This window comes from Catenulispora subtropica (assembly GCF_039531675.1).
GTDB classification, from domain to species: domain Bacteria; phylum Actinomycetota; class Actinomycetes; order Streptomycetales; family Catenulisporaceae; genus Catenulispora; species Catenulispora subtropica.
Window position 1 is genome coordinate 52,218 of the sequence record NZ_BAAAQM010000023.1, and the last position, 13,243, is coordinate 65,460.

The 13,243-nt window shown below is 71.4% G+C and carries 11 protein-coding genes; 7 read left to right on the top strand and 4 right to left on the bottom strand.

Annotation, left to right across the window (positions count from 1 at the left end; genetic code table 11):
- The first annotated feature begins 9 nt into the window (after positions 1-9).
- From ABD466_RS20760 to mutM, 4 genes are all read left to right on the top strand, one after another.
- The gene (locus ABD466_RS20760; RefSeq protein WP_344658769.1) at positions 10-624 is read left to right on the top strand and encodes a YceD family protein; all 615 of its coding nucleotides are present in this window, start codon (positions 10-12) and stop codon (positions 622-624) included.
- Between the two features lie 4 nt (positions 625-628).
- Entirely contained in the window at positions 629-802 is a 174-nt protein-coding gene (rpmF, locus tag ABD466_RS20765) for a 50S ribosomal protein L32 (RefSeq protein WP_344658770.1), read from the top strand.
- Between the two features lie 23 nt (positions 803-825).
- Positions 826-1,647 (top strand): ribonuclease III, encoded by an 822-nt coding sequence (gene rnc / locus ABD466_RS20770; RefSeq protein WP_425558692.1) that lies wholly within the window; start codon positions 826-828, stop codon positions 1,645-1,647.
- 186 nt (positions 1,648-1,833) lie between these two features.
- On the top strand, positions 1,834-2,691 hold the full coding sequence (gene mutM / locus ABD466_RS20775) for a bifunctional DNA-formamidopyrimidine glycosylase/DNA-(apurinic or apyrimidinic site) lyase (RefSeq protein WP_344658771.1): 858 nt from the start codon (positions 1,834-1,836) through the stop codon (positions 2,689-2,691).
- On the opposite strand, the gene ABD466_RS20780 is transcribed toward mutM, so the two are convergent.
- A complete protein-coding gene (locus ABD466_RS20780; RefSeq protein ID WP_344658772.1) occupies positions 2,639-5,005 on the bottom strand; it encodes a hypothetical protein in 2,367 nt (788 codons plus the stop codon). The genes mutM and ABD466_RS20780 overlap by 53 nt on opposite strands.
- A 239-nt stretch (positions 5,006-5,244) precedes the next feature.
- Here ABD466_RS20780 and ABD466_RS20785 point away from each other — a divergent pair, with 239 nt between their 5' ends.
- Together ABD466_RS20785 and ABD466_RS20790 are read left to right on the top strand one after the other, a co-directional pair.
- Positions 5,245-6,849, top strand: a complete 1,605-nt coding sequence (locus tag ABD466_RS20785; RefSeq protein ID WP_344658773.1) for a DUF2142 domain-containing protein — start codon at positions 5,245-5,247, stop codon at positions 6,847-6,849.
- A gap of 59 nt (positions 6,850-6,908) precedes the next feature.
- Positions 6,909-8,462, top strand: a complete 1,554-nt coding sequence (locus tag ABD466_RS20790) for an NAD(P)/FAD-dependent oxidoreductase (protein ID WP_344658774.1) — start codon at positions 6,909-6,911, stop codon at positions 8,460-8,462.
- A gap of 94 nt (positions 8,463-8,556) precedes the next feature.
- Here the strand turns inward: ABD466_RS20790 and wsfD are convergent, their stop codons facing one another.
- From wsfD to ABD466_RS20805, 3 genes are all read right to left on the bottom strand, one after another.
- Positions 8,557-10,155, bottom strand: coding sequence for a glycan biosynthesis hexose transferase WsfD (gene wsfD, locus ABD466_RS20795; RefSeq protein ID WP_344658775.1), 1,599 nt, complete (start codon positions 10,153-10,155; stop codon positions 8,557-8,559).
- A gap of 143 nt (positions 10,156-10,298) precedes the next feature.
- Positions 10,299-11,510, bottom strand: a complete 1,212-nt coding sequence (locus tag ABD466_RS20800) for a CAP domain-containing protein (RefSeq protein ID WP_344658776.1) — start codon at positions 11,508-11,510, stop codon at positions 10,299-10,301.
- A gap of 127 nt (positions 11,511-11,637) precedes the next feature.
- The gene (locus ABD466_RS20805; RefSeq protein WP_344658777.1) at positions 11,638-12,420 is read right to left on the bottom strand and encodes a CAP domain-containing protein; all 783 of its coding nucleotides are present in this window, start codon (positions 12,418-12,420) and stop codon (positions 11,638-11,640) included.
- 581 nt (positions 12,421-13,001) lie between these two features.
- On the opposite strand from ABD466_RS20805, the gene ABD466_RS20810 reads away from it, so the two are divergent.
- Positions 13,002-13,211 carry a hypothetical protein gene (locus ABD466_RS20810; RefSeq protein ID WP_344658778.1) on the top strand — a complete coding sequence of 70 codons (210 nt, stop codon included), beginning with the start codon at positions 13,002-13,004 and terminating at the stop codon, positions 13,209-13,211.
- Positions 13,212-13,243: the final 32 nt, after the last annotated feature.

Sequence of the window (13,243 nt, forward strand, 5' to 3'; positions counted from 1 at the left end):
AGAGGGAACATGCCTGGCACGACGCCGAGAACCACGGCGCAGCCCGATCCCCGCTCGCCGTACGTGATCGACACCCACGAGTTCGCGAGGCGCCCGGGTTCCATGCGGACGGTCCATGAGACCGTCCCGGCCCCGGAGCACACCGGCGAGAAGGACGGCGTCGCCTACGTGCCGGCGGGTTCGGACGTGGACCTGGACGCACGGCTCGAAGCCGTGGTCGAGGGGGTCCTGGCGACCGGCACCGCGCGTGCCGCCGTGGCCGGGGAGTGCGTCCGCTGTCTGGAGCCGCTCGACCTCGAGGTCGAGGCCGACTTCCAGGACCTGTACTTCTTCCCGGGTGAAGACACGGGAGGGGACGAGGACGCGGTGTTCCTCGTCAACGACCTGCTCGACCTCGAGCCGGTCGTCCACGACGCGGTGGTGCTCGCACTGCCGGTCTCACCGCTGTGCCGGGACGATTGTCTGGGACTGTGCTCCGAGTGCGGGGCGCTCCTGAACGAGGACCCGGAACACTCGCACGAGACCGTCGACCCCCGGTGGGCGGCCTTGGCGGACCTGAAGGACCCCGAAGCAAGCAACAGCGGTACGGCGCCGGTCGCCCCGCCCGCCCAAGACCAGGAGTAGGACCGTGGCCGTCCCGAAGCGCAAGAAGTCCCGCAGTCGCACCCGTTCCCGCCGCGCCCAGTGGAAGGCCGCCCCGCTGACCCTGGTCGCGTGTGAGAACTGCGGCCAGACCAAGGTTCCGCACCACCTGTGCGAGAACTGCGGCACCTACGACCGCCGCCAGGTCGTCGAGGTCTGAGTCGGGACGCGAGTAGACCAGCTGTGGCGTCCAACAAGTCCGGAAAGGGCGGGACGGGAGCGACCGCGCCGCCGGAAGAGCTCATCGCCCGTCTCGGCCTGCCCGTGGACGCCCGGCTGATCGACCGTGCCCTCACCCACCGCTCGTACGCGTACGAGAACGGCGGGCTCCCCACCAACGAGCGCCTGGAGTTCCTCGGGGACTCAGTGCTCGGGCTGGTGGTGACCGACACGCTCTACAAGACGCACAGCGAGCTGCCCGAAGGGCAGCTCGCCAAGCTGCGTTCCGCGGTCGTCAACTCCAAGGCCCTGGCCGAGGTGGCCCGCGGCCTGGGCCTGGGCGACTTCGTGAAGCTCGGCCGCGGTGAGGAGACCACCGGCGGCCGCGACAAGGCGTCGATCCTCGCCGACACCCTCGAGGCCCTGATCGGCTCGGTGTACCTCGACCACGGCATCGACGTGGCGTTCGACCTGGTCCGCCGCCTCTTCGGCCCGCTGATCGCCACCAGCGCGACGCTCGGCGCCGGCCTGGACTGGAAGACCTCGCTCCAGGAGCTGACCGCGGTGGCGGGCATCGGCGTGCCGGACTACCGGGTCACCGAGACCGGTCCGGACCACGACAAGTTCTTCGAGGCCGACGCCTGCGTCGCGGGCGTCGCCTACGGCCACGGTTCGGGCCGCTCGAAGAAGGAGGCCGAGCAGCAGGCCGCCGAGGAGGCGTGGCGGAAGATCCGCGAGACGCACGCCGAGACCCTGGCCGCGAAGGGCGTGCTGCCGGGCGCGGCGGGCGACCGCAAGCTGACGCACGGCCCCTACGACATCGAGCCGGACGCCCAGGCTTCCTGAGCGGGCGCCTGATGCCACCGCCTCGACCGCACGCTCCCGCGAGCCTCACGAGCCCGGCGGCGCCTGGTGCCAGAGCCCGATCGCACGCTCCCGCGAGCCTCAAGACCCCCACGAGCCTCAAGAGCCCCACGAGCCCGGCCGCCGAGCCGGGCCCTTCCTGTCGGACCTTTTTGATACGTTCACCCCGTGCCGGAACTGCCTGAAGTCGAAGTCGTCCGCCGCGGCCTGGAGCGCTGGGCGGTCGGTCGCACGATCGCCGCCGCCGAGGTCCTGCATCCGCGGGCGATCCGCCGCCATACCGACGGCTCCGAGGACTTCGCCGCCCGGGTCGCCGGGCTCACCTTCCTCAGCGCCGAGCGGCGCGGCAAGTTCCTGTGGCTGCCGCTCGACGCCGACGAGGCCGTCACCGGCCACCTGGGCATGAGCGGTCAGCTGCTCGTCCAGCCCGCCGGCACCCCCGACGAGAAGCATCTCCGGATCCGCTTCACCTTCACCGACGGCGGTCCCGAGCTCCGTTTCGTCGACCAGCGCACCTTCGGCGGCATGGCGGTCGAGCACCTGGAGAAGGACCGCCACGGTGTCATCGTCCCGGCCTCCGTCACCCACATCGCGCGCGACGTCCTCGACCCGGAGTTCGACGTCGACTTCTTCCACAGCGAACTCCGCCGCCGCGACACCGGTCTGAAGCGCGCGCTGCTGGACCAGACCCGCGTCAGCGGCATCGGCAACATCTACGCGGACGAGGCCCTGTGGGCCGCGCGCCTGCACTACGACAAGCCCACCTCGAAGATGCGCCGCCCCGACACCGACCGCGTGCTCGGCGCAGCCCGCGACGTCATGAGCGCCGCCCTCGCCGTCGGCGGCACGTCCTTCGACAGCCTCTATGTCGACGTCAACGGCGACAGCGGCTACTTCGCCCGCTCCCTGCACGCCTACGGCCGCGAGGGGGAGCCCTGCGACCGCTGCGGGACGCCGATCAGGCGCGAGTCGTTCATGAATCGGTCGAGCTTCTTCTGTCCGAAGTGTCAGCGTCCAGCGCGCTGACCGCCAAGCGGCGCCGGCGCCGGTACCACAGCAGCACGACGGCCAGCCCGCCGAGGAACCCGAGCAGAGCCGTGCCCTGACCGAGCCGGAACCCCGGCGGCCGGAAGCTCAGCCGCAGCACGCTGCCTCCCGGGGCGGCCGGCGGCAGCACCACCTTCATGATCCCGACATCCGTGCCCTCCAACCGCACCGAGCGCCCGTCGACGGTGGCCCGCCAGCCCGGCCACAGCAGCGCGGCGACCCGTACCTCGCCGGCGCCCGTGTAGCGGATGGTCTCGCCGACGCCGTCGCCGCCGACCCGGTCGGCCCGCACCTGGAGGCCCGGCGCGGTGTACGACACCCGCCCATCGGGCCAAGGCAACGCCTGCTCCCGGTGCAGGATCATGGTGTGATCATCGAGCCGCCGCACCTCCCACCCGGTCGGGAAGGTCAGCGGCTTGTCTTGGGGCTTGCCCGGCACCGCCGGCGGGTTCAGCACATCCTGAAGGTGCCGTGGCGTCTGCAGCACGACGGTCTCAAGTCGCAGCAGGTCGGCCAGTTTCTCGGGAGAGTCGGAATCCGGACGCCACAACCTCGAGTACAGCGACTGGCAGGTCCCGCCGTAGTACGACATGCACAGGTGCCGCATGTAGGTCCGATACGAAATCCCCGTGTAGTTGTTCAGACTCTTCACGCCGGCCACCTGCAGCAGACTGCCGCCGGGCAGGTCGTGCCACACCTGACGCCGCCCCAGCCGATTGGCTTCCGTCAACGGGTCGCCGACGATCATGGTGTTGCCCTGGTACAGGTCGTCGAAATGCGACCGCATCGAGGCCACGTCATGCTGGGGATGCCAGTCGGTGACGTTGCGGTTGTCCGGGAACGCCATCGCCTGGAAGCCCAGCACCGCCACGGTCCCGGCGACCAGCAGCCGCGCCAGCGGCCGTCCGCTCCGCAGCCGACGCACCATCAGCCACGACAACGTACCGACCAGCGCGGTGGCGACGATGACGGTGACCGCCTGCGCCGGCTGCGCCGACCACGATAGATACCCCCCGATCACGATGATCACGGCGGTCGCCGCGGCCCGCCGGCGCGCCTGATCGGTCCGCGGCGTCCCGGTCAGCGCCAGCGCGACGATCACGCACAGCCCCAGGTACGCGTACTCGATCAACCGCAACGGCCAGCGGAACAGCCAGATCTGCGAGGGCCCCACCGTGGCGGCGGTGTAGACGACGGCGACCAGTCCCACGCCGATCCTGCCCCGCGGCCGACGCACCACCCGCCGCCAGTCCAGCCACGGCACCAGTGGAGCGATGAACCACGCCAGGTAGGTCGCCGGGACCGTCCAGAAGGACATGTGCCAGGACACCGAGTGCGGCAGGTACGCCGGAGCGCTCATGTTCAGCAGGTCGCCGACGCCGGGCACCAAGAAGCCCGTGTTCATGATCCCTGAGGCCGGTGACCGTGTCGTCACCCCGGCGCTGAGCACGAGCGGCAGGAAGACCAGCGCCGACGCGGAGACCGCCACCGCGCTCACGGCGCCCAGCCGCCCGACCGCCCGGCGGTCCCCGGCGGCCAGCGACTCGGTGGCCAGCGCGATCGCGACCACCACCATGCCCAGCAGGCCGTAGGGATTGCCGGTGGTGACGATCATCAGCCCGAACAGGATCGGCACCGCGGGGTTCAGCCGCCCCCGCATGTAGCGCCGCGCGGACCACCAGAAATGCGTGGTCCAGGCGAAGCCCATGAGCCCGGCGATCCAGGAGGCGGCGTCGAAGTACAGCGTGAAACCGGAGAACGGCAGTGCCACCGCGACCACGGCGGCCGCGGCACGGCCGGCCCGGTACTCGCGGCAGACCGCGTACACGCCGACCGTCAGGATCACCAGGAACTGGGTCTTGATGATGATCGCCGCCACCAGCAGGTCGCCGGAACCGGCGGTGAGCACGGCGTCCAGCAGCACCAACGGGTTCCAGATCCCGAACAGCGCCTCGGCCGCCAGATTGCCGCCGTTCCACATGTCCGGCACCAGCGGGTTCCAGTGCCCGGCCAGCAGGTCCTGGCCGATGCGGTGCCACACCGGCAGGAACTCCGCGGCGCTGTCGTCCCAGAGGTAGAAGAACCGGTTGGTCAGCAGCGGGATCTGCGCGAGCACCGCCACGACGGCGGCGACCAGGGCCGCGGTTCCGAGGTCGGTCCGAGGACTCAGGGGACGGAGCCATCGCTGCCGGGCCCGTCCTGGGAAGGCGGACGGGCCGTCGGTCTTGGCCTTGGCCTTCGCCTTCGGACGGCGCGGGGCCGGCGGTCGCAGGACCGGGGGCATGACGCTCAACGGGGGACTCCTTGGACGTGGTGCCGGACAACTGATGCGATGCGTCAAGGGAGGGACACCGACCCTGCCCAACGAGCGGACGCCCGCGGCGGCACTGGACGCTGCGCCGAACGGCCGGGATGTTCACTGCTTACGGTGACGCGCGGGCGTTCGCGCCTCCTGGCGCCATGGCCGTGGTCTACGGTCCGGAGGATCTCGCCAGGATCTCTCTCCCCCCGCGTCCGTCAGGAGGCTGAACCATGTCCGGGACCTCGACCGCGCGGAAATGGAAGACTTCGCCCCGTCGCGTCTGGCTGCTGGCCTTCGCCGCCTTCGGCCTTCTGGCGGCCGCCTGGTCGCTGGCCATGCCGGCCGACGGCACCACCGATGAGCGCCAGCACTTGGAGCGCGCGTACGGCGCGGTGACCGGGCACCTGCTCGCACCGCGGAGCGTGGATCCGCTCGTGCACCGGCCGGGCGCGGCGTTCGCGGTGCCGAAGAGCCTGCTGCCGCCGAACGCGCTCTGCGTGTACTTCCCGAACTACCGACAGGACCGCAGCTGGGTCGCGAAGCCGGCGAGCTGCCAGCACCCGGCGCCCGCGACACGCGCGAAGGTGCGCGTGGTGTCGTGGGTCGGACGCTACAACCCGCTGTACTATCTCGCGGTCGGCTCGCCGCTCCGGTTCTTCCCGGACATGACGGGCATCGTGCTGAGCCGCCTCCTCGCCGCGCTGCTGTCCGCCGCCTTCTGCGCCACCGCCGCGGTCGTCGCGGTGCGGTCGCGGCGTCCACTCCTGCTGGCGGCGATGCTGACCGTGCTGACGCCCACCACGATCGCGTTGAGCTCCACGGTCAACCCGAACGGGGTCGAGATCACGGCCGCGCTGCTGCTGTGGGTCTGCCTGGTGGACGTGGTCCGCCCCGCGTACGGCGGCCGGAGTTTCGCGCAGCCGGTGCTGCTGGCCCTGGCGGGGGTGTCCGGCGCGGTGGTGCTGACCGTGCGAGCGATGGGGCCGTTCTGGTTCGCCCTTGCGGTCGGCGGCGCGCTGGCGATCGCCGAGCGGTCACGCATCAGAGAACTGTGCCGGTGGCGGGCCGCACGCCTCGTGGCCGCGGTGTGGGCCGTCACCGGGTTGCTCGCGGTGGCGTGGAACGTGGTCTCCGGCAACGACCAAGTCACTCACACGCTGATCGCCGTGCATCCGGCCGACCACCGCATCAGCACCTTGCTTCGGGTGATCGCGGTCGACCGCGTCGGCGGCTGGTTCACCGAGGCCTTCGCCCTGGACGTGCAGGCCCCCTGGGTGCCGATGCTCTGGGCGGCGCTGTCGGCAGCCGCCCTGATCCCGCTGGCGATGATGCGGACCCGCCGCGTCGTGGTGACCGCCCTGGTCGTCGCGGCGGTCTCGCTCGGCGTCACCGTCCTCCTGGAGATCAAGTTCCTGGGCACCCTCGGCTGGTCCCAGTACGGCCGCTACTTCCTGCCCGGCCTGGCGGGCACCGCGGTCCTACTCGCCGCCGACCCGGCCACCCACCTCCCCTCCGCCCTCCAGCGACGCGTCCCGCGCTTGTTCGCCCTCGGCGCGGCCGCCTGCCAGCTCTGGGTGCTGATGGTCGAGATGACCCGGGTGCAGGGTGGCCCCACCGCCCCCGTCAACCCGTTCGCGGGCAGCTGGCACCCGGCCGTGGGCTCCCCCACCGTGCTGGCCGTCGCCGGGCTCGGCGCCGCCGCCCTGGTCGCCCTGGTCTGGACCGCCACGGCGGCCGAGACGGAACCCGAGCCGCCCGCCCTGCGGACCCTCGCCGCCGGCACCCCTTACCACGTTTCGGCGCCACAGGTGGTAGCCGGGGCGGCAAACCCCTGATTCCGTCACCTAATGGCGTAATACGCGTGACTCGGCGCCTATCCGCTCGTTGGTGCGTCGTGTCAACAAACTCTCAGCAAGCGCCAGAATCCGGACAGGGCCCGGCCGCGGGTCCCGCCGTCGTCGTCATCGGAGCCGGGCCGGCCGGGCTGACCGCCGCCTACCAGCTGGTCAAGGCCGGGGTCCGGCCGGAGGTCTTCGAGGCCGACGACGTCGTCGGCGGGATCAGCCGGACCGTGGAGCGCGGCGGCTGGCGCTTCGACATCGGCGGCCACCGCTTCTTCACCAAGGCGGCGCCGGTCGAGGCGCTGTGGCACGAGATCCTGCCCGACGAGGAGTTCCTGATGCGGCCGCGCATGAGCCGCATCCACTACCGGGGCAAGCTGTTCGACTACCCGCTCAAGGCCGGCAACGCGCTGTCCGGCCTGGGGCTGCTGGAAGCGGCGCGCTGCGTGGGCTCGTACTTCTGGGCCCAGATCCGGCCGCCGAAGGACCAGACCAAGTTCGAGGGCTGGGTGGCCGCGCGGTTCGGCTTCCGGCTCTACTCGATCTTCTTCAAGACCTACACCGAGAAGGTGTGGGGCATGCCGGCCAACGAGATCGAGGCCGACTGGGCCGCCCAGCGGATCAAGAACCTGTCGCTGTTCAAAGCGGTGGTCAACGCGCTGGCGCCGAAGCGGAACCAGAAGCAGATCACCAGCCTGATCGAGCAGTTCCAGTACCCGAAGTACGGGCCCGGCATGATGTGGGAGCGCTGCCGCGACCTGGTGACCGACGGCGGCGGCTCGGTCGCGATGAACACCTGGGTCAAGACCGTCCACCGGGCCGAGGGCGGCGCGGTGGCGGTGACGGTCAAGGACGCCTCCGGGGAGCGCAAGGTCCAGGCCGACCACGTCGTCTCCTCGATGCCGATCTCCGCGCTGGTGCGCGCGATGGAGCCGCCGGCGCCGGCCGAGGTCCTCGCCGCCGCCGACGACCTGCGCTACCGCGACTTCCTCACCGTCGCCCTGGTGGTCCCGGAGGAGGCCGGCTTCCCCGACAACTGGATCTACATCCACACCCCGGGCGTGCGGGTCGGCCGCATCCAGAACTTCGGCTCCTGGTCCCCGTACCTGGTCAAGGAAGGACGCACCTGCCTGGGGCTGGAGTACTTCGTCTCCGAGGGCGACGACCTGTGGGAGGCGGCCGACGACGTCCTCATCAAGCAGGGCGCGCAGGAGCTCGAGGCCCTCGGCCTGGTCTCCGCGGACGATGTCGCCGAGGGCTACGTCGTGCGGATGCCGAAGGCGTACCCGGTCTACGACGAGTACTACCGCGGCAACGTCGAAGTGATCCGCGAGTGGCTGGCCCGCGCGGCGCCGAACGTCCACCCGGTGGGCCGCAACGGCATGCACCGCTACAACAACCAGGACCACTCGATGATGACGGCGATGCTCGCCGCCGAGAACATCGCCGCCGGCACCACACACGACGTGTGGGCGGTGAACGTCGAGGAGGAGTACCACGAGGAGGGCTCGGCCCGGAAGCCGGGCGGGACTTCCGGCACCGGCCGCGACGCGCCGATCCTGCCGCGCCGCCGGACCGAGGACGCGCCGAGCGGCGAGCGGGTCTGACCCGCTCCAGCGGCTGTTTCCGGACTTCGCCGTAAGCGGCGACGCCGCGGATCCCCGTCGGGATCCGCGGCGTCGCGCTTTTCGGAGGGCGGGGTTAGACCGGCTCGGACTCCGGCATCTCGGCAGCAGGCCGCGATGCGCGCGGGATCTCCACCGAAGGCGCGGACGCCCGGCCCCTTGTGAGCGCAGCCACGACCTCCACCGCCGCGAACACCCACGCCAGCGCCGTCGCGAACACGGCGAGGTCGAGATGCTTCGCCGTGTCGATGCCGTCCGCGAACGCCGACGCGCCGAACTGCGTCACCGCGACCGCCAGCAACAGGCCCACCACGGCCCCCACACCGCGTAGGGCGCGCCGCCGCCGGCATAGAGCCACGGCCCCGGCGGGGAGCAGCCACAGCAGCACGAGCGTCGCCATGCCCCCGCCGCGCAGCAGACCCAGAGCCTCGGTCACCGGAGCCCAGCGCCGGTCGAGCACGCCGCGCGGCGTGTGCGCGGAGCGGGTGTAGTTCGCCAGATGCGGCAACACCATGACCTGCGCGCCATGCGGACCCGGAGCACACAGCGTCGACGTCGGCCGCGGCTGGTAGAAGTACTCCGCGACCCGGTCCAGAACCGGCAGCAGCCGACCCGGGTGCTCCACGAAGAACCCGAGAATGCGCCGGTGTGACAAGGTCTTCGTGAACCGCTGGTAGGCCGCGCCGTTCTGCAGGGCCGACGGCGCGCACCACGGCGGGGCTCCGGCGTAGTCGGCGAGCCACGCCGGGGCCCCGAACTCCGCGAGGTCCGCCTGTGGGTGGGCCGACGTCGGCAGCAGCGTGACGGTCACGAAGTTCGCACCGGTCAGCTGCGCTGTCCGCCGGTCCTCGTTGCCGGAGACCGCGACGGCTCCGACGACCAGCACCGCCACCGTCACCAGGCCCGTCAGGCGGTGCCGCAGCCGCCGGTCGACGGTACGCAGGCGCGCGACCGGTACCGGCAGCGCGGGCGCGAGCAGCAGCACGGCCAACGGCAGGACCGCCGGGAAGTTCTGCGTCTTGGCGGTGGCGAAGAAGAGCCCGGAGACCCCGGTGAGAGCGACGCCCGCCAGTCGCGCGCGCCGCCCCGGTCCAGCCAGGAGAACCAGGCCGACCACCACATACAGCACACCGATGATCGAAGCGATCTCGCTGAACGGTGAGATCGCATAGTCGATGAACACCGTGTCCGCCACTACCAGCACCACCGCGCCGCACAGGAGCATCCGGTACCGGTGCCGCATTCGCGCGAAGCGGTACAGCAGCCCCACCGCCGCGCCGATCAGCATGCAGCAGATGACGCCCACGGCACGCAGGTCCAGGTAGCCGGGCAGCCCCAGCAGCCGGGTGAGCGCCCGCCCCGCGTACAGCACCAGCAGCTGGCTGCTCCGGTAAGGCACGTCCGGCAGCTTGATCGAGCCCAGCGCATGACGCTGGCAGCTGAAGTGTGCGAGGTGGTCGTAGCGGACGTAGACGTAGTCGCGCAGCCGCGATGTGCCCGGCGGCACGCGGACGTCGATGCCGAGGTGGCACATGAGGCGCACGCCGTCGTAGTTGTCCGCGACACCGACCGGTCGCGGAACGAACAGGCGCAGCAGGAGCAGCACGGCCGAGCCGGTGCCGACGGCGGCTGCTATGGCGTTCGCCGAGAGGCGGGAGGGGCGCAGGTTTCTCAAGCGTGGTGTTCGCACGCCTTGGTTCAACGAGCCGGAGGCGGTGGCATCACGGTGTCTCCGCTCCGCGGGTGAACATCGGGACCTGGGGGTGGTCCGTGTTCAGGTCAAGCCTTGGAACCACCGGCCCGAGCTGGGGCCGGCTCCTACAACCAGGCCAGCTCGATCGTCCAGTACACATCGCCGGTCTTCGGGTCCTGCTGCGCCGAGATCCCGATCGTGGAGTTCAGATACGACAACAGCGCCGGCCGCGACTGCGCGTTCTTGAGCAATGCCCCCACGACATCGTCGCCTGGCCGCCCGCGTGCGATGAGCTCCTTGGACAGCGTCCAGCAACCCAGCGCCTGGGCCCGGCTGTAGGGGGTGGAACCGTCCGAGCCGGTGTGGCTGAACCGGCCGGACCGGACCATGTCACCGGTGTGCTTGGACGCGGCCTGCACCAGAACCGGGTCGACGGCCAAGGCGTCGGCACCCTGGGAAGTACGGGCCTGCGAGATCTCGGTCAGCGCCGAGGACACGGCCGCGGAAGCGTTGAAGACCGGAGGCGCCGGGCTGCTGGTCGGCGGCGGAGTCGGCTGACTCGGCGGCGGGGTGGTCGGCGGCGAGACCGGTCCCCACGGCGCCGACGGCGGCGGTGTGGGCTGTCCGGTCGGCGGGCTGGTCGGCGGGTTGGTCGGCGGCTGGCTCGGGTCCGAGGCCGGCGGCGTCGGCGGGGTGACCGGGTGGCCCGGGCCGGTGGGCGTGCCGGTTCCCGGGGAGGTCGGGTCGCCCGGCCCCGACGGCGAGGTCGCGCCGCCGTGGCCGCCCGGACCGGCGGCCGCCGAGTTCGTCGGGGCCGTCGTGGTCGTGGCGCCGGTGGCGGTCGAGGTCGGGGCCCCGGGCGGGGACGCCGGAGCCGCGGAGGACTGGTCGGTGGACGCGCTGCCGGGCGCCGCGTCGGAACCCGGGGTCAGCGGGGCGATCCGGTGCGGCATGCCGTCCAGGACCGGCATGGTCGAGGTGGCGTCGCCGCCGTGCAGCATGCCGGGTCCGACGAAGGCGAACGCGGCTATCGCGGCCGTGGACAGGCTGCCTATCGCGATCGGGGCCGGGCGCAGCGGGCTGAACGGGCTGCGCGCCGAGCGGTGCCGCGCGCTGTAGACGGAGCGGCTGCCGCGCGGGCCGGGGCGGACCGCCGGTCCCAGGGAGATGACGTCGGCTGCGGTGAAGGACGCGTCGGCGGCGCCGTAGGGCGCTCGCGCCGGGTCCGGGAACGACGTGCCGGGAACGCCGGGAACGCCGGGAAACACCGAGTCGTCGTCGAATCCGGGCTCGGGCAGGTCGGGGCGATCGGCCCCCTGCCACGTGCGGATGTCCATGAGCCCTGATTCCCCCTCGTCCCTGCTGCGCGAGCTACCCGATGGTACCGCTGGTGCGGAGGGTGCGTAAGGGGTGACCGACCGTTCATCAAAGGTCTGATTGAGGTCGGCTTGAGGGCGCGGACGGTCAGGAGTAGCCGAAGTCCTCGGTCCACCACGGCCCGCCCGTCCCGAACTGCACCCCCACGCCGACGGCCTTGGACGAGCAGTCCAGGATGTTGGCGCGGTGTTCCGGCGAGTTCATCCACGCGGTGAGCACGGCCTGCGGCGTGCCCTGCCCCATCGCGATGTTCTCGGCCGACGGGTCGGCGTACCCCTGCGCCTCGATGCGGGTCCACGGCGTGACACCGTCTGGAGCGTCGTGCGCGAAGTAGTTCCGAGCCTGCATGTCGACGCTGTGGTCGATCGCGGCCAGCTGCAGCCGGTGATCGGAGCGCAGCGCCGGGCAGCCGTGCGCGGTGCGCTGCGCGTTGGTGAGCGCGACCACCTGGTCCTCGAACGCGGCGGCCTGGTCGGGGGAGAGCTGCCCGTCCGGCCCGCCGGGGCTGCGCCACGCCTGCGGGTTCTGAATCGGCGCCGGGTCCGATGCCGACGGAGGGGTCGACAGCGCCCCGGCGGGGGAGCGGGTCGCGTTCCGTGAGATCGGGGTGACTGTGCGATCGCCGGTGGAGGCGGCACCGACGGCTGTCGAGGCCGAGGCCGTGACCGGATCCGGCGCCGGATCCGCCGCGGACGGCGGCCCCGTGCGCTCCGGCCCCAGAACGATCTCGTGATGATGGGTCCGCAACAGCAGCGGCGTGGTGATGGCCAGCCCTGAGACGAGGGCCAGGACGGCCGACGAGCGCAACGGCACGTGGTGCTCCCGGGCGACGGCCGGGCGGCGGTGGCTCGCGGGACGGCTTTCGGGCATGGCATCAGCTTGCTCACAACCGTGCCCGGTGTCCTCCCGGCAGGGCCGGGCGACCCGCATTTGCTCCCCCCGTGCGCCCGGTGCCCGGGGGTCCGCCGGTGGGCCGTACCGGCCCTCGCCGCCCTGCTCTGAGGCCATGGCCGTCACGCTACAAAAGTGCCTTTAGCCCGATCGAGTGACTTGGTCAAACCTTTGCGCACCCGGCTGCCGGGCACCCCCCGGATCGGACCTCTTAGGAGTGAAATCCCGCGGCTCGCAAGGCGGATTCGGCCCGGAGAACGCTTGACGAACCCCCGCCGATAGTGATCGAGTGACTCCACGGCCCGCGCGGTCTGCTTTGCGGTGCCCTGCTTCGTGTTGACCCAAGACCCCTATCGGTGCGACCCTGGTAGTCGCGCACTCCTTTTGCCGGCGCGGTATGCCCTGTGGTGGATCCGGCTAAACACCGGCCTCATCACCGATTCATAACGCGTACGGCGCTGCCCCCGCAGCCGGTGCGTGACGTACACCCAGTCTGGCAGGTTGACACCTACAGAGGTTCTGGCGAAGACGCCAGGCACTCATCGTGAAGGACCCTCACTATGGCTAAGGCGCTTCTCGGGCATGTCGCTGCGGTGGACCACCGCATGGTCGCCGAGATGAGGCGGCTCAAGCAGCGCGTCGTCGACCTCGAGGCGTATGTGTCCCGCCTCGAGGACGAGAACGCGGTGCTCGCCGCATCGAAGTACAGCTCGAAGGGGCTGGACTCGGAGCTCAGCGAGCTGGAGCGGGAACCGGCTCTGACCCGCTAGGCAGTACAGCGGCATCCTCTTGCAAGGGACGT

Coding starts and splice junctions, on each gene's coding strand:
- ABD466_RS20760 (WP_344658769.1), top strand. CDS start 10: ATGCCTGGCACGACGCCGAGAACCACGGCGCAGCCCGATCCCCGCTCG.
- ABD466_RS20785 (WP_344658773.1), top strand. CDS start 5,245: ATGTCCGGGACCTCGACCGCGCGGAAATGGAAGACTTCGCCCCGTCGC.
- ABD466_RS20805 (WP_344658777.1), bottom strand. CDS start 12,420: ATGCCCGAAAGCCGTCCCGCGAGCCACCGCCGCCCGGCCGTCGCCCGG.
- ABD466_RS20800 (WP_344658776.1), bottom strand. CDS start 11,510: ATGGACATCCGCACGTGGCAGGGGGCCGATCGCCCCGACCTGCCCGAG.
- ABD466_RS20810 (WP_344658778.1), top strand. CDS start 13,002: ATGGCTAAGGCGCTTCTCGGGCATGTCGCTGCGGTGGACCACCGCATG.